Origin of the sequence: Legionella antarctica, assembly GCF_011764505.1 — a bacterium.
GTDB lineage: Bacteria > Pseudomonadota > Gammaproteobacteria > Legionellales > Legionellaceae > Legionella > Legionella antarctica.
On record NZ_AP022839.1, the window covers coordinates 272,471 to 293,241 of the forward strand.

Genomic DNA, 20,771 nt, shown 5'->3' on the forward strand with positions numbered 1-20,771 from the left:
AATGACTATTGCACGACTCGTGGGAGAAATTCAGCAACGAAGGATGGCTGCTAATGCTGCTAATGCTGCTAATGCTGCTAATGCTGCTAATGCTGCTAATGCTATAAAAAATAATAAACCTGCGTTAGCAGAATTAGCAATATTAGCGCCGGTTATTAATACACAGATTCAATCTATTGATATTTTTGATGCATTCTTTGGACAAGCAGAGCAAGCAGGTTTAGAGCTATTATTTGATGATAAACGATGGTTCAAATCATTTGGTTATGCTTGCGTTACTGTAACGCTATTTGAGCAATATATAAAATGTTGGCTTGATTCAATGAATGATGAAAAAGTAGACTTCAAGAAACAGAATAAAGGTAGATTTGCAGCAAATACTTATCTTCGTGAGGTAATGGAAAATGGCAATTAGATCAAAATCAGCAGACAGTCAACAAAAATTAAAACAGCAAAAAATTAATAGTTCTATAGTTCAAACAAGTTGTTTGGCTAGTGCTGCCATGGCAATTGATCATTTGCATGGTCGAGGTCGCTTACTTGATGCTCCAACAGTAATGGATCAGCTAGCAACCAGTGCTAATAAAGTAAATGATGGTAATCTTAAAGAAGTAGAGCAAATGCTAATGACTCAAGCTAAAACACTAGATTATATTTTTTATGATGCATTGAAGCAGTTGGCGGATGTTAATATGATTAATCAGATCGAAGTTTTTTCAAATATAGCTTTTCGAGCACAATCACAATGTAGAAAAACATTGGCTACCTTAGCAGAACTAAAACATCCGCGCCGTGCAACGTTTGTTAAGCAGCAGAACAATGCAATTAATCAACAAGTAAATAATGGAATAGAATCTGAGTCTGGAAATTTTAAAAAAAATAAAAAATTTGCAAACGAACTGATATCCGAGGTGACTAATGAGAAAGTGGACATTGGAGGAGCGATTAGCGCAGGCACAATTGATTCGTCTTCAGAAACCGTGGACGTACTCAACCGGCCCAAAGACACAAGAAGGTAAGGCTATGAGTTGTAGAAATAGTTACAAACATGGGGCTAGACGTTCAGATGTGAGGACTTTGTCGAAAAAAATTTCTCAGTTTAAGAGAGAATTAGTAAACATTTTAGAGTTTTTGTGAATTATAATTTGTAGTAATAAGCAGTGCGATGTGTTCATCCAATCCATTTTTTAGTAGGCTCTATTTAAAAGTATCAAATGATTCTGCTTCACGATAAAATTGTGGTTTTTCATCAAATGAACATAAATTTGCCATCTCAATTTGAATGAATGAATAATGCTTTTGCAAATTATTTACTTCAATTTTTAGCTGAGCCAGCCGTAAGTCGTTTTTGATAATACGTAGTTGATCTTCAGGTGGAGGAGCTTGTTTTACTTTTGTTATTGTGATTTGTTGATCAATGTTAAATTTAAATCTATCGCCATTTTCATCTTCTAAATATGATAAAAAAGTTTTATCTGTTATTTTGAAATACCCGAATAGAATTTTAAAAACTTTATCAATTTTTATTAAAGTAGAGCTAATCATACAATCTTTTGCTATATCATTTATTAGTGTTTTTTGTGATTTAAAATCCAAAACTCCTACTCGTGACACAATAAGATTGAACAAATACGCAAATGTAAAGTGACGCATTATTAAATTATAATTATCTTTAATTTCTTGCGCATAAGCGGTAATTGTTGTTTGTTGCAAACTGGGATTCGCTAGTAGTTCTGTTGCCAAACCAGATATTACTTCTCTCACGTGTAAATTAAACGAACTAAAATCATTATCGTATTTAAATAGCCATTGTTGGGCGATATATCCATGTTTTTTGAACAAAATAATTAAAATCTCTCTCTTGGATACCTGATAAAGTGTAGGTGCTTCTATTTTCTTTGCAATTTCATTTAGCGATGTGATAGTAGCAATTGTCACTGCTCCTACTTTAAGGTCATTTAATATTAAATTAATAGCATTTTCAAAATAGGCTAAATTTTTACTTGTAAGATCAATGGCGTTGTCTAAATGCTTCAATTGATCAAGTAATGATTCTTCATAATAAATACGTTGGATGCGAGAAACACGTTGTTGCTTTAAGTAGGTTTTAATTGCAAATATTGGGGCTAGGATTGCAGCAATAAAAATAGGTGATGAAATTATAGCCCAAATAAGATTAAGAAATGTACATGCGTAATTATATATCCATGCGCAAATAATCATGACATTTCCACTTCCATTGTTTATGTTTAATCATAGCACATAATGATATTTAACATTCTTTGAAAAGGATGTTAATGCTTCACATGGTCTAATATCACTGTTTTATCTGATGGAATTTAAATAAAATTAATAAGCTAAATTATAATCCGTTGTTTATTAAGCCATCGATTATATGTCCTAAATTGACGCTATATCCGTTTGTGCTATAAAATAAATAAGTCCCAAATCGGCGAGTTATCATGACCGTAAAATATAAAGACAGCGTAGAATACAAAGCACTTCAACGTATCAAGAAGATCCGTGGTAATGTGGTTCTGCGCCAGGATCTTACGGCTCTGGGTTCTTATCGTCAGGTTAGCCGTGTTTTTAAGAAGCTGGTTGATGCAAATAAGCTAATTAAAATTGGATCTGGTATTTACGCTAAAGCTTCTTTTAATGAAATGCTTAACAGACCTATTATTAAAGGAGGATTTAGTGAAATCTGTACAGAAGTTCTCGATAGAAAAGGAATCAAATGGGAGTATGGCACAGCCATTCAAGAATATAATGCTGGCTTGACCACACAAGTTCCTTGTCGCATAGTCGTAAAACTAAAGACTCGTTACAGAGGAAAAATATCTTACAACAAGCAAAGACTTCGTGTTGAGAAAGAGGTTAATGCTAGATAATGCCACTTTATAGTTGACTAAAAGCATTCTATATTCTAAATTCTAGAATATAGAATAAGGGCGATATTCAATGATTAAAGCACAAGACATTGTAGTTCTAGCTAAACTGTTAGTTTATCAAACAGATAAAAACTGGTCTCAAAATAGTATTGCATTTGAATTGTGTCTTACTCCTTCTCAAATTAATTACGCATTAAAACGATTAGTTGCAGTAGGTTTAATTACACCATACCACCCCCCAGCCAAGCCGCAACCCATAATTCAAGCCTGCGTAGAGTTTTTTCTTCATGGGTTAAAGTATGTCTTTCCTGCTAAATTAGGCGAACTAGTTCGTGGTATTCCAACTAGTTATGCTGCACCTAGTCTAAGTGATCAAATTGTTGCGGGTAGTGACCCAATTCCTGTATGGCCATATGGCGAAGGCAATGATCGTGGCCTTGCATTAAAGCCTTTATATTCTTCAGTGCCTGAATCTGTGACAAAGCACCCAGATCCGCTATTTTATGACTTATTGACGTTAATTGATGCTATCCGTTCAGGGCGGGTAAGGGAAAGACAGATTGCTGCACAGAAAATATCCACATTATTAAAACCAAAAAAGTAGGTACCGCATGAATAGAAGTTCGGCTCAAAGAAATATCGAATCCCTTTCTTTAATTGCGCATCGGCTTGGGGATTTATGTAATGAAGTAACTTTTGTCGGTGGCAGTATCACTGGCTTATTAATAACAGACAAAGCCGCGCCTGATGTACGTTTTACTGTGGATGTAGATTGTATAGTAAACGTTATCACTAGGCCGAGTTATTATGCTATTGCTGAGAAATTACGACAAAAAGGATTTAAAGAACTAATTTCTGGTGATCACCCAATATGTCGTTGGGACTGTGATGGAATTTTAATTGACGTCATGCCTATAGATAAAAGTGTGTTGGGCTTTTCTAACAAGTGGTATAAGGATGCGCAAGAAAATGCAATTAGCCACAATATAACTGACAATATCAATATAAAAGTTATTTCTGCGCCTTATTTTTTGGCAACTAAGCTGGAAGCATTTAAAGATCGTGGCAAGCAGGATTTTTTATTAAGCCATGATCTGGAAGATATTATTTCGGTAATTGATGGCCGACCGGAAATCACTAGTGATGTTTCATGCGAATCCGATAATTTAAAGCAGTATCTCGCCTCTGAATTTGCATTATTAATGAATAACGAGCAATTTCTTCAAGCCTTACCTGGGCATTTAAACTATTCACTAGAGTCTGAGAGTCGAAAGAAAATCGTTGAATCACGGATAAATACCATTATTGACGTGGTGAAATAAATGAATATTGCTTGGCTAACTGATATCCATCTCAACTTCTTAAAGGTTGAAGTAAGAGAGAAATTTTACCAACATGTCATTGAAACTGGTGCTGATAAAGTTTTGATTACTGGAGATATAGCCGAGGCAAAAGATGTTTGTGAAATTCTTCAGGAGTTTAGTACATATACAAATAAACCTATTTATTTTGTATTAGGTAACCATGACTACTATTTTGGTAGCGTTAATAATGTTCGTGAAAAAGTTCGAGCTTTATGTGCTCAGAATAAAAATCTTATTTGGCTTGGGGAGCCTAAAACTTTAGCATTAGCTGATGGTATTGTATTAGTAGGGCATGATGGCTGGGCTGATGCGCGTTATGGGGATTTTGATCATAGCTTAGTGAGTCTAAATGATAGCCGTCTGATTGCTGAGTTATACCAAGCTTTTTTATTGAATAAGTCTGCCTTAAAAAGGGAAATGCAAAAATTGGCTGATACAGATGCCTCAGTTCTCCAAGGGACATTGTGTGATGCAATTGACACTGATATTAAAAAAGTAATTATTGCTACTCATATCCCACCATTTCCTGAAAGCAGTTGGCACAAGGATAAACCAAGCGATGAAAATTGGCTGCCTTATTTTGCTTCAAAAGCCACTGGTGATGTGATTATGAGTTTTGCCAGAAAACATGCTGATATTCAGTTTTTAGTTTTATGTGGCCATACTCATACCGCAGTAAATATAAAACTTTCTGAAAATCTAATAATTAAATCAGGACATGCTGAATATAATCAGCCTGAAATTCAGGAGGTTTTTTCTTTTAAAAAGTAAATGCGTGGCGTAACCAAATAAAGATGAAATCCTATTTACTATAATTAATATTGTCCACATTGAGCACTAATCTAATGAAGGAATCGTACCTTATGATTGAACCTCAAGCTTGTTATTTGAATGCTCCCTCAGGCGAACAATTGCTATACAAGGTTATGACACTTGAGAATCTTTTTCGCTCAATAGCGAGTAACTACCTTTATTTTAACCGTGTTGATTCTTATAAAGACTTCAATGGTGCCGATCATCATGATGGTGAGCAACCACCTAATGAGCGTAAAGCGAACAAACAAACATACTGGGAGTCTAAACCAAGCCACACTTTAGACCAAGATTATGACAACGTTAGGCAAAGAACTTATGCATGTTGTTTTTCAGTCCAAAACACCGATTATATTTGGAGAAATTATGGTCAAGGAGGCAAGAAAGGCAAGGTTTGTCTAGTTTTCAATTTTGAAAAACTTAGAAACACTTTGAATGAAACTATCCAGAAATCGCAAATTATACAAACCCATGGGCCAACTTTGAGTAATTTTCTTAGCATTAACTATGGGTTAGTAAAGTATCTCTCTTGGAACGAAGTAGAGTCAAGCACAGAAAGGCCTAACTTGATTGAGTACATATATATGAAAGACAACAAGTACAAGAATGAACAGGAAATGAGAGTTTCTTTATCGGCTCTAATCCCTAGAACCTATGTCTTGAACAACGGAATATCACTTAACTTTCCAATATCTACCCACCTATCCTTTGACTTTAGGACAGCATTAGGTGATGGGACAATAAAAGAAATACTATGCAGCCGTGGCATATTATTTTCATCAGAAAACCTTAGCTAAAAGTTAAAATACATATTCCAATATCTTTTCAAAGGGGGTGCATTTGGGGGTATATTTTTATATAGCATGAAAATAACCTTTTAAATACAAAACATTGACCAATCAATTAAATAGCCGCCGCCCCACCATATTGAATACCTAAGACATCCAAAAACATCCTATAGGCCTTGATATAAAGGCCTTTTTTATTTATCCTTCGTCCAACAAGATTCATTAAAAGCCCCCAAGAGCCTACCGAAAAGTGGGGCTTATTTAGGGGCTTTATGTAATAGTGAAAAGACGAGGCCCCCATGACCCCTAACTGTTGTAGAAATAAAGAGTGCTAAACCTAAAGAGAAGCCTTACAAAATGGCTGATGAGAAAGGTTTATATTTATTAGTGAATCCTAACGGCTCAAAGCTTTGGAAATTTAAGTATCGTTTTTCAGGCGTTGAGAAAAAACTCTCTTTTGGTGCGTTTTCTGATGTGAGCTTAGCTGCTGCCAGAGAGGCTCGGGATGAAGCACGCCGACAATTAACCAATACAATTGATCCTGGAATATTAAAAAACTCGATTAAGCGCTCAAAGAAAATAGCTGATGAAAATAGCTTTGAAGCGGTTGCGCGTGAATGGCATGCTAAATTTACGCCTAAATGGAGCAAAAGCCATGGTGAACGTATTTTAATTCGCCTCGAACAAAATATTGCTGACTAAATTCATGAAATATTTCGGTGAAAGAGAGTCCTGTTACATCAAGCTCAGTCCAAATTTTATCAGTCAAATGATCGGCGCTAATTTCTCTAAGCAAGTGAACTGATAAATCATCAGGTGTTAGTGGCTCTAGGATTTTTACACTGAATTTGCCAGATTGACTTTTTGTTAGTAAAAACTTGCGATTCAATCCGTCAGTAGGGCAGATGCTGTCTTTATCAACCAACATTAAGTAACTTGAGATCCGGTAATTGGGATAGGCATGCTCAAGAACCCACTTTTGAAATGCTACATCAGCAATATACGGTTTCCATTCAGCGTTTATGGTTCCGTCTCTTTTCTCAATCTTTTTGATTTCCTCATTGCTGATAGATTTTGCTTTGATTTCAATTAATTTTAAATGGTTCTGGTGCTTTATGAGAATATCTGTGCGGACTAAATATCCTTGATACTGTATTTCTGCTTCAAAAAGCGTAATAGACTCATTTTCTTGTAGTTGCTTTGTTGACTCAGTGCTTGGTTTGCCAGTCATGAATATACCATCTGGGAAATAGCATCGAGCTAATGCCTCTACTTGATAGCCACCCTCAGCTAATGCTTTTAAAAAGGAGTTCTCCATTAATTGATTGGTATATTGCGGTTTATCCACATAATAGAGTTTTGTTGGGCATTCAAATGCCAATCTGAATTTTGATTTGGTTAACTTTGAAGCAGTCATGGTTTTCCCTTCCAAAGCAACATGCAAGTCTTTATGTAGTAAAGTATAGCTAATAGGGAGGGAATAACTTCAAAAGTGATATTGTTCGGGGTGTTAGCTAATAAACCCCGATGGGGCTACTGCCAGAATCGTTACACTTGCTATATTATGACTCTTCATTTTTATTGAGACTAGCAACAATAGCAAGTTTGATTGACTCTGAGTAATCATCTTCATAAATTAATGATTGGATTATTTTCGTTAATAAATCTTTTGAAATAACATTATCAGCTACCCAAACAGCAATATTTTCCATTTCTCTGACAAAACGTGAAACTACATAATCATAACCGTTTAATTCTAGAAAATAGGCTCCAAGAGCAATGCTAGAGCGTTTATTACCATCATTGAAGGCATGATGTTTATTAATGGAAAATACCAAATGTGATAATTTATGCATTATTTCAGGATAATAATCATCATTTTGTATATGTGATAACGGGCTTTCCAATTCATTCAAATTTTTAATACCAGGTAATCCCCCCGAATTTTCAATAATCCACGCCTGTACTTCAATCGCATGTTGAATATCGAAATAGAATAAGGGCAGCTTAGTTTCTTGATTCATTATTAGCGATCCTTCAACCGTTTGAAAACAGCAAGAGTTTCTGGATCGTTCAATCTTTCTTCCAGTGTTTTACTTGTCTCGCCTAAAAATCTTTCAAAATCAACTTCTGGAACAGATTGAATATAAGTTTGTAATTTATCATGCAATGCATCGCGAAAACATAAATCCCGGCTTGCCATTTTTGTGCGTGCATCATCAATCATTGGTTTTAGATAAGGATTAAGGGCTGCTTGTGCTATTAAACTATCTAGTTCTGAAGGTTCAAGCATACGTTGATGATCTTCATAGAATTTTTTCATTTCAGAAGCAAGGCCACTTTCAAAACTGGCAATAGCACGTAATACCTCAGCGTAAAATGTATCTCGTAAATTATCTTTTTCCGCTAACTTTAGAATTTTTTTATATTCATTGGCATTTTCATGAAAAATAGCCTGGTATACTTTATTTGTATATACAGCATACTTGAAAGTTCCCATTGATAAATAATTACGCAAAGCATCGGTGAACTCTTGTCGGTAGCTAAATTCTTGATAAGTAGCAGGAAGGTAATCTTGATCTCGTTGGTTGATATATTTAGTATGCCCTCCTACTCTTTCCGCCATCACGTCAATAACGATGTCTAAAACACGGGATCGTATAGTTTTAGCATTATCACTTTCGGTTAAAAGCATACTCAAATTAAGAACGGCGCGAAAAGAAAAAATACCAAGTATAGATGTTTTGGTACCCTCATTTGTGAGGGTACCAGCAGCTAATGCTTTAAAATCTTTAAGATTTTTCCCGCGAAGAAGCATATAGCCATTTGCCTTAAGTTCTTTTGCATGCGTAGAAAGATATCTTTCAATCGTTGCATCACTTATATCAAATAATTCTAAGATTTGTTGTTTAGTAAAAAATGTTTCATCTTTATATTGGATACCACCAAGGGATAAATGGTTTTCTGCTTGGGCAATAGCATAACGATTATTTAAGATATTTTGGCGTTCATGTGGCGATTTTGTTAAATCTTTATCCATCGCAAAGTTCCTCAAACAAATTATCAATAATAGCACTGCAAAAAAACAAGATCGTTACGAATTGTCGCCTAATCTTGTTGGAGCAATGTTTTCCTTAAAAGGGTTGCTGCCAGATCACGTTCTCTTGGGCGTCAATGAGTATGTTTTTAATCGGCTCAAGATAGGTCTTGTAATGAAGTTCTGATTTAGATCCCCAAATACCAAACCAATGTCGCCCTTGAGTTGACAAGGTGTTTATACGTTCTAAAGTGGAATCTAAATGCGCCCCATTCAGCTGCCCGGAAACCAAGTACTCCAATTCTTCAATAAAATTATTGATTTTGTTTTCAATATATTTATTATCAAGTTCATTCAATAGGCATAGGCGAATAATCTCGTGCATTAAATAGCTCTGAAGATACTCGTTAATCTCAATGAAAGATGATGTGCCTGTGTATACTTTAATTTCCGAGTGTGGAGTAAAAAACGTTCTAAAATAGTCTAGAGATTGCGGATCGAACCAGTTGAGTGAATATCGGTGACATTTTACTATCTTTGCTGTATTAACCAGAGTTTTAATTCGTGACACCAGTAAGTTAGTGTTTGATTCGGTGTTGAGCAAATCATCCGATATTTGCCCATATTCTTTAATTTTTTCCTGCAAGTATGGCTGTTCTATGCCAGCAGCTATTGTCGCTTTGGCTTGTAATCGGAACAATTCCAATTGAACAAATTCAAGCAAGCGTTGACCTAACAACACAGGGGGCAATAACGGCTCATCATTGGGTTGAATTTCTTTCAATGGCGACATTGGTAGGGCTGATTCAGATTTACATTGTTCAATAAATACTTCAATAGCTTTGAGTGAAGTTTCCGAATCATGTACGTAGACGTGAGAAATAGAATAAAACTCGTCAAACTGATTTTCATCTAACCACGCTTCCGGTAAAAACCCTTGGGCATCGTACAGATATAAACCATTTGGCAAGACAATGCCTGACAAGGCATGACCGCCAGGTAATTTTTTCAGACTAGCCATAATAATAAGGTGACTATAGAAAGGAACGTTATTTTTTTTCAAAATTGTTTTTAATGTTGAGAAAGAACAGTTCTTTTCCTCAAAGAAATACGCCTGTTTGCTTTCATCCAAAGACAGTATTCGCTTGTGCACTGCTGCTAAATAACCAGGAATAAACGGAGGAAGCGTAGGCAGAGGTGATGTCGAGGGAAACACTGGGCTTTGTAACAATAAGGCTTTATAAGCATGCATGGTTATTTCGATGCAATTGACAAAGCGACCGGGGTGCAGACCATTATTTGTGGTTTTCATTCGCTGTTCTGCTATGAGCTGCCATAACGGCTTATCATAGTCTATACCGCCATATACAAATTGTAGAATAGTCGCTGCAAAACTCATTAAACTTCCGATAGCACTAGAAATGGCCTATATTAACATTTTTTTCATTTCTTGATTCAGTTTTTCTATTATTTGTTGCTATTCTTCAGTATTCATTTTTTGGGTAATTCACTAATTGATTGAGTCCTTATTTACAAGTTGATGGCGTGCTCTAAAGAACGTCTCCCTCATCTCCCGACCATGGCCTAATTTTATCTACCATTTAAATTAATTTGTCAATTTTAGACCTTTGAAAGGAATAAATTATAAAAAAAAGATAAGTTTATTCGTAATACAAATATTCAGCTTCTCAGCCTTTGCCCATCATTTCAAGATGTGAGACGGATAATGAACTATCTTTAAGTGATATGGGTCCGCATGTCTGGAACAAAATTAAGGAAAAATAAGAGCTATTCATCCATCATTTATAGTTAAAAATTCACTCAAATTAACCTATTTAAACCTACTCAATACCGTATGAATAGTGATTGCTACTACGAATTGTCTTAGGTCATTTTACCACAACTCTATCAGAATGACTTATCCACAAGTCCACAGGTCAGGAGAGCTTCACTTTCTCGTATAGGCCTGTGGGCCTTGTGGGTAAGTCATGACGCTCTCATTTAGGGTTTATGGTCTTTTCCGGCCATAATACACCTCTGCGGGCGTTAAATAATTAAAGGACTGGTGAAGCCTTCGGTTATTATAATACTCAAAATACTCCGTTAAGGCCAGCTCAACCTCTTCAATTGTATCAAAATCATACCGGTAGATTTTTTCTTGCTTAACACTACGCCACAATCGCTCGATAAATATATTATCTAAATAACGTCCTCGCCCATCCATGCTGATAGAAATGTGGTGAGATTTTAGCGTATTTATCCAATCTTTTGAGGTAAATTGAGAACCCTGATCCGTGTTAAAGATCTCACAACGCGAATGCAGCAAAGCGTTTCTAAGCGCCTCAATACAAAATTCAGCCTCCATAGTAGGTGAAATAGCCCATCCAATCACATAACGACTATACCAGTCCATAATAGCTACTAAATACACATGCTTTCCTTTCATGCGGATGTAGGTGATATCTGCGGCCCAAACCTGATTTGGTTTGGTGATATCCACCTCTTTTAATAAATAAGGGAACACCTCATGCTCCTTATTGGGAACGCTTGTATTTGGCTTTGGGTAAACAGTCGATAACCCCATCATTTCCATCAACTTTTTTACTCGACGTTTACCAACAGGATAGCCTACTTCTTTTGACAGCCATCTTGCCCGCTTAATTTTACCTTCACATGGATACTGCAGATAGTGCTCATCAAGTAGCGCCATAAGCGCTTCATCTTCGACAGAAATGGGCTTGGCACTATAATAATAACTTGAAACAGGCAAGTCTAATAGCAAGCATTGTTCACGAATGGTGAGCTCGGCAAGAGGATCAATCATGACGCGCTTTTCATCCAGACTAAAGTTCATGCTTTTTTTTTAGCCAAGATAGCTGCGCTTGAAGTCGACCAATTTCTTGATATAATGCCTCAACAAGCTGCTCTTGGGACTTGGCTTCTTTTTCATTAGCCCCAGAGAATAAATCGTTAATGGCTTTGATGGCCGATTGCTTCCAAGTTTTTACCTGCGTTGCGTGAACACCGTATTCACTGGTAATTTGCGCTTGTGTGAGTTTCCCCTCAATCGCAGCTAGCGTTATTTTTGCCTTCTTGGCCGCCGTATAATAAGCTCGCTTTTTAGACATTTTATTCTCCTCTTTGTATTAAGAAGAATAGCTCTTAAAAAACCTTTTTTTGTGTCCAGAAAACCGCGCCTATATTAGTCTCTGGCAGAGGCAATTAATTGGTCGTTGAAAAGATATGGATACCCACTGAAACATCAAATCACAGAGCACTGGTTAATAATCAATCAAGACAGCTGGGAATATTAGCTTAATCACAGTATATTCAAGAAGTTGTTGAAACGATTGTTAATAAGGCAAAGAATTAGGTATATATGATTTTAAAGAAATGAATGATACATGCCGGGCCATTGAGTCGATGGCCTAACCGAAGCATGCTGGATAAAGGAGTACGACATGCCCCAAATGTTTAAATCCAAGGATGATGCAGATTCGATTTTATATTTTAAAATGTACAGTACTTTTAGAAGTCAGACGACAAAAGACTGCATTGCATTTGTTTTAATGCCAAATGCGCAGCAAAGACACAGAGTATCCCTACAATCCATTCAATTTGATTTTAATAAGTTCGGTAAAATACTTATGATTAGTTTTACCTATATAGGCCATATATTCGATATTCAAAAAAAGGTTGAAGAAACAATGAAGGGTATCGCGCTATTGTTGCAAGAAGCTCCTGTTGTTTTTAATGAGAGCAATATACTTAAGTTGAGTTTAATAGACAGCATGGCAACATCGTCTTGTTTGGCAAAGACTATTGATTTTATAGAAAAAACTTATCATCTACACACAGACTTTGCTCAAGATATAAAGTCACAGCTGATAAGTCAGCAATATCTGGCGCATGAGTTTAATCGTCTGCGGGGGGAGGTTTCAGAGGAAGATACCAGCTCTGATCCCATACGTTGCCTTGTAATGTAGGGCATGGAGACTTTCCTGCCGATTAACCCTTTACTCGGGTTTAATAGTTTTGCACACATACCAGGCGGAAAAGACTATTTAGTTTCTGAAACCTTAGGTCATAAAGATATTTATTATTCTAAATTCTAGAATATGCAATAAAGGGTGATGTTTAGGACATAAAAACCCTAAAAATGGTAGTTTGACCAAGCTTTTAGGCTATCAAGAGGATGAAAGCTGATCACAAAAAATGGCTTTTAATTGTGTTCCGCCCAACCTAAATACCAGCAGTTAGACGGTTTTACTGCAGAATTACGTTGCAATGCTGGTAAGGACGAGATATTTCCTTATCTCGATGGACTATCAAAATCTGCACGTGCTTACTTTAATTCTACTTTAGAGTCGATGGAATTATAGAACTCTGGCCACAGTCTAACAAAAAGCTCTAAATTCTCATTGGGAATAAGATCCATTTTCCCTATTGCTACATCAGGAGACATCGGATCTGAAACTACAGGCTCCATAAGCCCTGTTTTTTTTGCATCGATATATTCGGTTATTGCTTTTTTTGAAAAAGAAAAACCACTTGGAGAAATGACGGCCTCCTCAAAATTATCATGGGTGATTGCGTCCATTAATTCATCTTCGTCTATTTTCTTAAATATTTCTGAATACTCAGTGGGGGATGTTTCTAGTGTGGGAATTGACCTAATAATACTTCTCAATACAAAATTATTGTAGTAATGAGCCCCCTCCTCTAAATCAATACCCAACTCTTTATAGCGCGCAACTAATACATCACGTTCATACGTTTTGCCATCATCTTTTAAAACGACAGGATGCGTCATAAGAGGCAAAGCTCCTTGTAATCCGGCTGTTTCTATATCCTCTTTAGTCAATGGGCAAATCAAAATATTTACTAAATAATCAGGCAATGAAAAGTCTTTTCTTGCCTCTACATGGGGATTCTTCGCCCCAAGGTGGGTATTTTTCTGCACTAAAGGACTAATGTGATCAGCCATACTACAATTTTTAGTCTTAAGTATCTGTATTACAAGTCTCTCAATAAGAGCGACTTCATTCTCAGAAGTAATTTCTTGCCTTCCACCAGATTGTTTTACTATTTCATCAAATGCTGGAGATGCAAAAGCTTTACTATTGATCACCCAACCTTTGTTCACCGAATTCATATAACGAACCGGGTTTTGAATTAGCCATTGATCCAATGCGTGATCATAAACAATCGATTCAAAAGTAATGAGCCCAGCTACACTGCTGTCTCTTAATAGCCATAATTTTTGTTTGTCAACAAGGTTTTGTTTACCAAGTGCCTCTACTTGTTCTACTTTGGCTAATAGTAAAGATCTAGCTTGTCTTTCGTTTGTATTCTTGTGAATATAAATTAAATTCTCTAGAGACTGATCAAACTTTTCTAACATTTATTGTTTCTCCGCGCTAAATTTCAGGAATCAGGTCTTGCTTTTGTCTTAGAGACTAGAACAACTGTTTTGAAAGACAAAATAAGTTAACACTGCTGGATTGTTCATTTTATCAGCAGTTCCTTATGAAATTATTAAGGCTTAGGGATGGATAGAAATGTTAGCACAGGCTTATACAAATATCGTAGGGGTAGAAGGGGCTTATGCCCCTTTGTTGACCCGATATAAATTTGCTGAGTTATCACTATCTTTGTTGCGGGTAGTACCCATTTTGAGGTCCTCTTTTTAGTTGAGAGACGCTCTTGCTGTGAGAACCTCTCTTTAAGTGGGAAGCTGCCTTATTGTGGGAACCTACCTTTAAGTGCGAAGCTGCCTTATTGTGGGAGCCCACCTTTAGGTGCGAAGCTGCCTTATTGTGGGAGCCCACCTTTAGGTGCGAAGCTGCCTTGTTGTGGGAGCCCACCTTTAGGTGCGAAGCTGCCTTGTTGTGGGAGCCCACCTTTAGGTGCGAAGCTCTTTTGTCATGCGATCCAGTTTTCAGATGCGATGCTCTTTTGTCATGGGATCCGACTTTCAGATGTGATGCTCTTTTGTCATGGGATCCAATTTTCAGATGCGACGCTTTTTTGTCATGGGATCCGACTTTCAGATGCGATGCTCTTTTGTCATGGGATCCGACTTTCAGATGCGATGCCTTTTTGTCATGGGATCCGACTTTCAGGTGTGAGGCCCTCTTGTCATGGGATCCAAATTTCAGGTGTGAAGCCCTCTTGTCATGTGATCCAAATTTCGAATGAGAAGCACTTTTCAGATGAGAGCTATATTTACGATGTGAGTAATTTCTGTTATGAGACCAGAGCCTGTAGTGTGAGTCGAGGCGATGATGTGATCCATAACGATGATGAGACAGTAGGACCTCGTGAGATGAGGACCTGTAATGAGAAAGAGCACGATCATGAAATGGGGTTGATAGCGACTTATTATGCCCTGAAGGTATGTTATTGACGATAGGAGTCACAATATGCACTGGCGAAATGTATTTGACAATTTCCACGTCCCCAATTTTAGTGGCATCATTTTTTTGGGCCTCAGTATGGAGCTGAGTACCATTAGCCCCTGCATTGAGATCGGTATCAATCATATAGGTTTCACTGACATAAACAGGTTCTTTGGTATTTAATGGAATATAAGCGCCTTTTTTCATTCCCTGCAGACCATGTACTTCATCGGTGTCTGTATAATTTTGTGTTTGAGGATCGTAGCAAGGACCTGTTTCAGAGCACAGCGCATCTCCTGAAAACCAGACAAACTGGTTCTCATCCTGATCGTTCACTCCAAAGTCAGTGCCACCAGCAGCGTTAGTGTATTCATTGTTGGCTTTTGAAATGTTGCCGATATCATAACGTCCTTGCAACTCCCAATGATTTTTGCCATTTAATTTATAAAGGAATGCGCGCGCATCAAAGGGTTGGGAAAAGGGCTCATCAACTTCAAGACCTAAATTACGTAATTGACCATTCTCAACAACGATCATCTCGTTCTTATTGGAGAATGCAATATCCGATACGTAAAGTTCATTAGTACCAGTATGACTGGGAAGTACCAACTCATGTCGTACGTCCCTGGTATCAAAGGTACCATCTTTATTAATAGCAATGGACCAGATACTGCTTTGTTTATCTTCTTTGTTTACCATTGCAGAATAGTAGAGACGTTGGTTGCCATTTTTATCCGCGTGTACTCCCAAACCCCACACCCTTCTTCTTGGATCTGCCAGATTCCAGCACTCGGGTGAGGTATCAAATTGCTGCGGACACTGATTGATGTTTGCTTTGGAGGTGGGGTCAAAAGAAATAGCGGTCAATGGAGGAGCCTTGTCACCGGTAATACCTACGTAGCTGCTACGACCATCCTTACCGTGATCAAATAGTTCCAGCTCTTTACCTGTCTTTGCATCAATACGGTGAATCATACCGGTTTCCAGATCTGAGACATAAAGTTGTTTATGCTGCTTGTCATAAGTGATGTTACCCAGGGCTGCACCCGTATTTTTGCGGCCGTTTAGGGTAACCTCTGCAAAGATTTCAGGCTGATAATCGTTTGCTGCCTGCAGACGATAGATAGTTCCCGGACCACCATTAATACCCCACATACCAGGCATCCATCCAAGATTGTCTTTAGTTCGATGTAAGCCAAATTTTGATGTTGCAGTAACGTACACGACCGCAGGTTTGCTGTAGTCAATAGCGATACCAAAAATCTGTCCGGCATTTTTTGCCTTGATAGGCAAGCGTTGTGGTTCATCGATCCAATGTTGTCCTTGAGGAGGGGGCTTTGGAGCGCTGACATTGATGATACTGCCAACAGTGCCATCTACATTGATCACGGCCCTATTTTTGTTATCGTCCGGGATGGTTCCAGAAAAACGTGTCACGTAGGCCTCCCCATGTTGGAGAGGCTCTGCAGCATAGGTGCTAAAAGAAGCAATTATAATGAGAATTGGTGCACATACCCTAAGAAATTTATTCATGATTACACTTCCTTAGCTATTATTTTCTTCGCTTCCCTGCTTGTCAAAACAGGTGTAATAGGCATCGATATTATCTCCTGCCTTATTGGTGCATTCTGAAAAAATTGAAAGGTCCTGCTCATAGGTATAATGAATGTATGGGGTTATCAGTACTCGCGAAGCGCCATGATCGGTATTACCAAAGCGATCGATTTTACCTTTAAGTTCAGGGCTTTGATCAATGAATGCATTTTTTAAAACATCGCCTTTGATAAAGTTATCGGGCAATTGATCGAAGGGTCCGTCATAATAATTATTTACCATAGAGTTACCACTATAAACTCCGATGAGGATGAAGCGGTTTTTATAGTTATCTTTATAGAAGGAAAATCCGGTACGAGTGCCAATGATGATGTCTTTGTTCGTTTTGGAAGGGGTGAATGTCTCAGGAACATTTTCCCGGTCATTTAGTATATAGTGGAATTTTTTTATCTTCTGGTTGTAAACCAGATAAAGTTGGATGCCTGACTCATCATATACCGGACCAATAAATTGCTCATCTTCGCGAATTTTGCTAATTGGCGGTAGAACATTACTAAGATCATGGAGTTTAAAAATCACTGATTTGTTTCGGTAACTTAATGAGTATTTTAAAGGGGCAATTTTTTTTAAAACTACGCCATCTGTTTTTTCAAATTTTTTATAATGATTGATGACTTCTTCATTCCATCGATTAAAAGTAGAGAAACAGGCAAAATGCACTATACCTTTATCCCGATCCAGTGCATCCAAGCGTATATTGCCCGACAACTCGATGCCATTGTGATGAAATGAGTAATAATAATAGTTTTCGGTTGGGTAAACTGTAACTTCTTCCGGTAATTGCTCAAATACAAAACTGAATATTGATTCTGTAGAATTAACATCAATCGGTTGATCAGTTTTTAACATTTCAATATAATTTTGGTTGGTCATCAGGGTAGGTGATTGGCCCGCGTTTGCAATGAGTGGTTTGAGTATAAGTACGAAGGATAACGCTAAAATAGAGATAGTTTTAGCTAACATGTCATTCCCTTGCAATTGTTATTCCTTCTTTTGAGTATAGAACAGAGTGTGCAAAACTCAATACATTGGATTTTATTTTGACCAATGGCGGCCGCGAAATACAATTACCAATTGAGGTGATGCTCAAAAGTACTCTTGTGGAAGAAATGGGCACAGCATAAACCTATATTATGAGTATGAAAATGATTTCAATGTTTGCAATCCCTAATTGTGATACGGTAAAAAAAGCTCGCAACTTTTTAGAGAAAAATAAAATTGATTACCAGTTTATCGACTTTAAAAAATCGCCACCAACAACAGCACAAATAAAAGAATGGAGTGAGTACGCGGGTGAACTTCCGATCAACAAAAAAGGAATGACCTACCGAAAATACAAAGACCATTACGAAAATTTGACTCTATCCGAAAAAGTTGATTTTATTATTGCAAACACGTCACTTATCAAAAGGCCTGTTTTAGTTGAAAATGGCAAAGCAATCGCCTTAGGTTTTAATGAAGAACGATACAACGAACTCCTGGAAGGCATGGATAGTAATTCTTAATAGATGTGTCTTTGTCCTGAATCTCATTGACACATTCGGTCCAACAATCAAATGGTTTTTTGAAACACAACTCCCTTCTGGGTTTCTAGTGCTTTAAATTAGGGGACATTTTGGGTTTGGGCAACCATTTTTCAGTACATTATTACTGGATGAATTTCTCAAATTACTTAGGTTCAATCAAATAAATCACCCCATTAAAATCATCGGATAGATACAATTCACCATCGATGCCCTCTAATGACCAATCAAATCCAACCGAGTTACGTAGTCCTTTGGCATAAATCGTTAAATGATTATCTCCTGGTTTAAACCGCGATATAGAGGCTCTTAAAGAATTTCCTTCAATGCAGGACATTGCAAGAAGAGCCAATAGATACGTTTAAGTGTCCCTGGCTACTCCTGTTATCTTACATAGGCCCGGGCGACATAGTAGGATTCATCGGATTTGAGAAATCAGCCAGTAACTTTAAAATTAATACAATAGAAGCGATACTGACACTTACAACAGCAAGTGAGTAATGTGGAAACAGACCATGCATATTGCATAAATCATCATATATGCTGCTCATGGTTTCATAGACCGTTTTTCCTTGTTCAAGAATCTCTTCATATTCACTATCCTCTAGTGCTATTGTATCCACTTGCTTCATCATGTCGTGGTAAACAGTGAGTGGTGAGTATCGTTTTGCAGATAAGGATGGTGCTGCGGAGGAAAAATCATATTGACAGGTTGCTATTTGATAGTCAGTTAATTGATTGCTTGGCTCAATATATTTAGAGCGAATAATAGTTCCGCCATGCATAAAACCGGCAACGTGAAGTAAAAAATGCGCGAGCAAAGTTTTAGGAGTCAATTCTTCTATTTTCTTAAGATAACTTTTAGTTGTTTGGGCTATTTGGTGATCATTAATTTTGTCAGTATTCACACCTAATTGGTGTAAATCACTTTGGATTCCTGGAGTACGCCACAAGTGTTGAAGATAAGATAAAGCAAAAAATGGATTAATTTCTGATTTCCCTTTAAGAGACAAGGTTTGCAATTGTGTTTCTATGCCTTTAATAATCAAAAAGTGTTGGATTAATCGAGAGACATATAAGTCTTTAGGAATTTTTGTATTTTTAAAAAGATATTGTGTTTTAAATCGATGATGCTCCGCTTTTTTATGTTCGGCAGTAAGTGGGCCTGGCCGTCCCTCTTTGTACGTGGCAGTTAATAAGGCTTTGCTATAAAACATGAAGTACCTCTCCTTGATATAGAGACGCGCACTATGCCAAGGCATAGCTGCATCATACATGAGCTAATATGACAATGATGAGACTAATACTCGGCTTCATTAATTACTTCGGATTATATAATATCAAAAGAGTGGGGGCTACCGACAACCCAGAGAGATTAAATTCGGGTAACATTCTGAGAATAAAATTAATTTTAAGAAAAAGCACGGTAAGAACAGCAGCATTTTGGGATGCAGTATCAAAACGCCCCACCTGCGTTGTGGCAGAATCTTTGCGCTCATGATCATAGACTCCAATCGATGGGTTCACGACCATTTGCTTTTAAAAAAGAGTTTGCCTTTGAAAAATGGCGGCAACCATAAAAGCCTTGATGAACCGAAAATGGAGAGGGATGAGCTGCAGTTAATACCAGATGTTTTTTCTCACGAATCAAAATACTTTTATTTTTTGCATGAGCCCCCCACAATAAAAATACTAAAGAGTGCGAGCAATGATTTAATTTTCGAATGACATTGTCGGTAAAAATGGTCCAGCCTATTTTGGCATGAGACTGTGGCTTGTTCTGTTCGACACTCAACGATGTATTCAGCAGCAAAACTCCTTGAGCAGCCCATTTTTTTAAACAACCGTGATTGGGAATTGGCATATTTAAATCATTTTTTAATTCCTGGAAAATATTTTTTAAAGAAGGGGGCGGCTTAACGCCCGGGTTCACTGAAAAAGAAAGGCCATGAGCCTGACCTGGGCCATGGTAGGGATCTTGCCCTAAAATCACCACTTTAACTTGCTCATAAGCAGTTTCTTTAAAAGCATTAAACAGGTCATTTTTTTCGGGGTAAATGACTTTACCTGCTTGTTGTTCCTGAGTGAGGAATTGTAAAATAGATTGGAAGTAAGGCTGTTTCTTTTCATCGCCTATTATATCCCTCCAGGTAGTAACAGAATCTGGCATATTCATCTCGTAATTTATCATGGGCAAAATCGTAGCACGGATAGGCAATGAAATAAATTAGCCCGACATGCTGATTGGCTTTGCAGAGTCATTATTAGCAATTTATTAATTTGTTTTTGCAATGTCGGAGTTGCATATTTACTAAATCTTTTATAATTGCTGTACTCATT

At 37.2% G+C, this 20,771-nt stretch carries 22 protein-coding genes; 10 read left to right on the forward strand and 12 right to left on the reverse strand.

The genetic code is table 11. The features are described from left to right. Nucleotide 1 precedes the first annotated feature (1 nt). Nucleotides 2-415, forward strand: a complete 414-nt coding sequence (locus tag HRS36_RS01390) for a hypothetical protein (protein WP_173235388.1) — start codon at nucleotides 2-4, stop codon at nucleotides 413-415. Further along, entirely contained in the window at nucleotides 405-1,019 is a 615-nt protein-coding gene (locus HRS36_RS01395; protein WP_173235831.1) for a hypothetical protein, read from the forward strand. Before HRS36_RS01390 ends, HRS36_RS01395 begins: the two co-directional genes overlap by 11 nt. 178 nt (nucleotides 1,020-1,197) lie before the next feature. Here the strand turns inward: HRS36_RS01395 and HRS36_RS01400 are convergent, their stop codons facing one another. Beyond that, entirely contained in the window at nucleotides 1,198-2,223 is a 1,026-nt protein-coding gene (locus HRS36_RS01400; protein ID WP_173235833.1) for a hypothetical protein, read from the reverse strand. A gap of 239 nt (nucleotides 2,224-2,462) precedes the next feature. Here HRS36_RS01400 and HRS36_RS01405 point away from each other — a divergent pair, with 239 nt between their 5' ends. The 6 genes from HRS36_RS01405 to HRS36_RS18575 all read left to right on the forward strand — a co-directional run bounded on the left by HRS36_RS01405 (nucleotide 2,463) and on the right by HRS36_RS18575 (nucleotide 6,558). After that, the gene (locus HRS36_RS01405; RefSeq protein WP_173235835.1) at nucleotides 2,463-2,891 is read left to right on the forward strand and encodes a DUF6088 family protein; all 429 of its coding nucleotides are present in this window, start codon (nucleotides 2,463-2,465) and stop codon (nucleotides 2,889-2,891) included. A gap of 70 nt (nucleotides 2,892-2,961) precedes the next feature. Next, entirely contained in the window at nucleotides 2,962-3,495 is a 534-nt protein-coding gene (locus tag HRS36_RS01410) for a helix-turn-helix domain-containing protein (RefSeq protein WP_173235837.1), read from the forward strand. A 7-nt stretch (nucleotides 3,496-3,502) separates the two neighbouring features. Further along, nucleotides 3,503-4,213: a hypothetical protein gene (locus tag HRS36_RS01415; RefSeq protein WP_173235840.1), complete on the forward strand. Its 711-nt coding sequence runs from the start codon at nucleotides 3,503-3,505 to the stop codon at nucleotides 4,211-4,213. Further along, nucleotides 4,214-5,026, forward strand: coding sequence for a metallophosphoesterase family protein (locus tag HRS36_RS01420; RefSeq protein WP_173235842.1), 813 nt, complete (start codon nucleotides 4,214-4,216; stop codon nucleotides 5,024-5,026). 92 nt (nucleotides 5,027-5,118) lie between these two features. After that, nucleotides 5,119-5,865 (forward strand): DUF2971 domain-containing protein, encoded by a 747-nt coding sequence (locus HRS36_RS01425; protein ID WP_226905540.1) that lies wholly within the window; start codon nucleotides 5,119-5,121, stop codon nucleotides 5,863-5,865. 348 nt (nucleotides 5,866-6,213) lie between these two features. Continuing rightward, entirely contained in the window at nucleotides 6,214-6,558 is a 345-nt protein-coding gene (locus HRS36_RS18575) for an integrase arm-type DNA-binding domain-containing protein (RefSeq protein WP_267313917.1), read from the forward strand. Here HRS36_RS18575 and HRS36_RS01435 read toward each other — a convergent pair. The 6 genes from HRS36_RS01435 to HRS36_RS01460 all read right to left on the reverse strand — a co-directional run bounded on the left by HRS36_RS01435 (nucleotide 6,494) and on the right by HRS36_RS01460 (nucleotide 12,021). After that, a complete protein-coding gene (locus tag HRS36_RS01435; protein WP_197933205.1) occupies nucleotides 6,494-7,273 on the reverse strand; it encodes a hypothetical protein in 780 nt (259 codons plus the stop codon). The genes HRS36_RS18575 and HRS36_RS01435 overlap by 65 nt on opposite strands. Nucleotides 7,274-7,418: 145 nt before the next feature. Continuing rightward, the gene (locus tag HRS36_RS01440; RefSeq protein ID WP_173235844.1) at nucleotides 7,419-7,880 is read right to left on the reverse strand and encodes a type II toxin-antitoxin system death-on-curing family toxin; all 462 of its coding nucleotides are present in this window, start codon (nucleotides 7,878-7,880) and stop codon (nucleotides 7,419-7,421) included. A 2-nt stretch (nucleotides 7,881-7,882) separates the two neighbouring features. Then, on the reverse strand, nucleotides 7,883-8,896 hold the full coding sequence (locus HRS36_RS01445) for a DNA-binding protein (RefSeq protein ID WP_173235846.1): 1,014 nt from the start codon (nucleotides 8,894-8,896) through the stop codon (nucleotides 7,883-7,885). A gap of 94 nt (nucleotides 8,897-8,990) precedes the next feature. Further along, on the reverse strand, nucleotides 8,991-10,292 hold the full coding sequence (locus HRS36_RS01450) for a hypothetical protein (protein WP_173235848.1): 1,302 nt from the start codon (nucleotides 10,290-10,292) through the stop codon (nucleotides 8,991-8,993). Nucleotides 10,293-10,901: 609 nt separating this feature from the next. Then, the gene (locus HRS36_RS01455) at nucleotides 10,902-11,747 is read right to left on the reverse strand and encodes an IS3 family transposase (RefSeq protein WP_173235473.1); all 846 of its coding nucleotides are present in this window, start codon (nucleotides 11,745-11,747) and stop codon (nucleotides 10,902-10,904) included. After that, nucleotides 11,737-12,021, reverse strand: a complete 285-nt coding sequence (locus tag HRS36_RS01460) for a transposase (protein ID WP_173235475.1) — start codon at nucleotides 12,019-12,021, stop codon at nucleotides 11,737-11,739. Before HRS36_RS01460 ends, HRS36_RS01455 begins: the two co-directional genes overlap by 11 nt. A 333-nt stretch (nucleotides 12,022-12,354) precedes the next feature. Between HRS36_RS01460 and HRS36_RS01465 the strand changes: the two genes are divergently transcribed. Next, nucleotides 12,355-12,879, forward strand: a complete 525-nt coding sequence (locus tag HRS36_RS01465; RefSeq protein ID WP_173235850.1) for a hypothetical protein — start codon at nucleotides 12,355-12,357, stop codon at nucleotides 12,877-12,879. A gap of 359 nt (nucleotides 12,880-13,238) precedes the next feature. Here HRS36_RS01465 and HRS36_RS01470 read toward each other — a convergent pair whose 3' ends face one another. The 3 genes from HRS36_RS01470 to HRS36_RS01480 all read right to left on the reverse strand — a co-directional run bounded on the left by HRS36_RS01470 (nucleotide 13,239) and on the right by HRS36_RS01480 (nucleotide 17,886). Further along, the gene (locus tag HRS36_RS01470) at nucleotides 13,239-14,297 is read right to left on the reverse strand and encodes an RING finger protein (protein WP_173235852.1); all 1,059 of its coding nucleotides are present in this window, start codon (nucleotides 14,295-14,297) and stop codon (nucleotides 13,239-13,241) included. Between the two features lie 244 nt (nucleotides 14,298-14,541). Then, entirely contained in the window at nucleotides 14,542-16,827 is a 2,286-nt protein-coding gene (locus HRS36_RS01475; protein ID WP_173235854.1) for a YncE family protein, read from the reverse strand. 12 nt (nucleotides 16,828-16,839) lie between these two features. Continuing rightward, nucleotides 16,840-17,886, reverse strand: coding sequence for a hypothetical protein (locus tag HRS36_RS01480; protein ID WP_173235856.1), 1,047 nt, complete (start codon nucleotides 17,884-17,886; stop codon nucleotides 16,840-16,842). Between the two features lie 167 nt (nucleotides 17,887-18,053). Here HRS36_RS01480 and HRS36_RS01485 point away from each other — a divergent pair, with 167 nt between their 5' ends. Then, nucleotides 18,054-18,413: an arsenate reductase family protein gene (locus HRS36_RS01485; RefSeq protein WP_173235858.1), complete on the forward strand. Its 360-nt coding sequence runs from the start codon at nucleotides 18,054-18,056 to the stop codon at nucleotides 18,411-18,413. Nucleotides 18,414-18,820: 407 nt separating this feature from the next. Here the strand turns inward: HRS36_RS01485 and HRS36_RS01490 are convergent, their stop codons facing one another. Together HRS36_RS01490 and ung are read right to left on the reverse strand one after the other, a co-directional pair. Then, on the reverse strand, nucleotides 18,821-19,648 hold the full coding sequence (locus tag HRS36_RS01490; protein ID WP_173235860.1) for a biliverdin-producing heme oxygenase: 828 nt from the start codon (nucleotides 19,646-19,648) through the stop codon (nucleotides 18,821-18,823). A gap of 284 nt (nucleotides 19,649-19,932) precedes the next feature. Beyond that, nucleotides 19,933-20,601, reverse strand: a complete 669-nt coding sequence (ung, locus tag HRS36_RS01495) for a uracil-DNA glycosylase (protein WP_173235862.1) — start codon at nucleotides 20,599-20,601, stop codon at nucleotides 19,933-19,935. Nucleotides 20,602-20,771 lie beyond the last annotated feature (170 nt).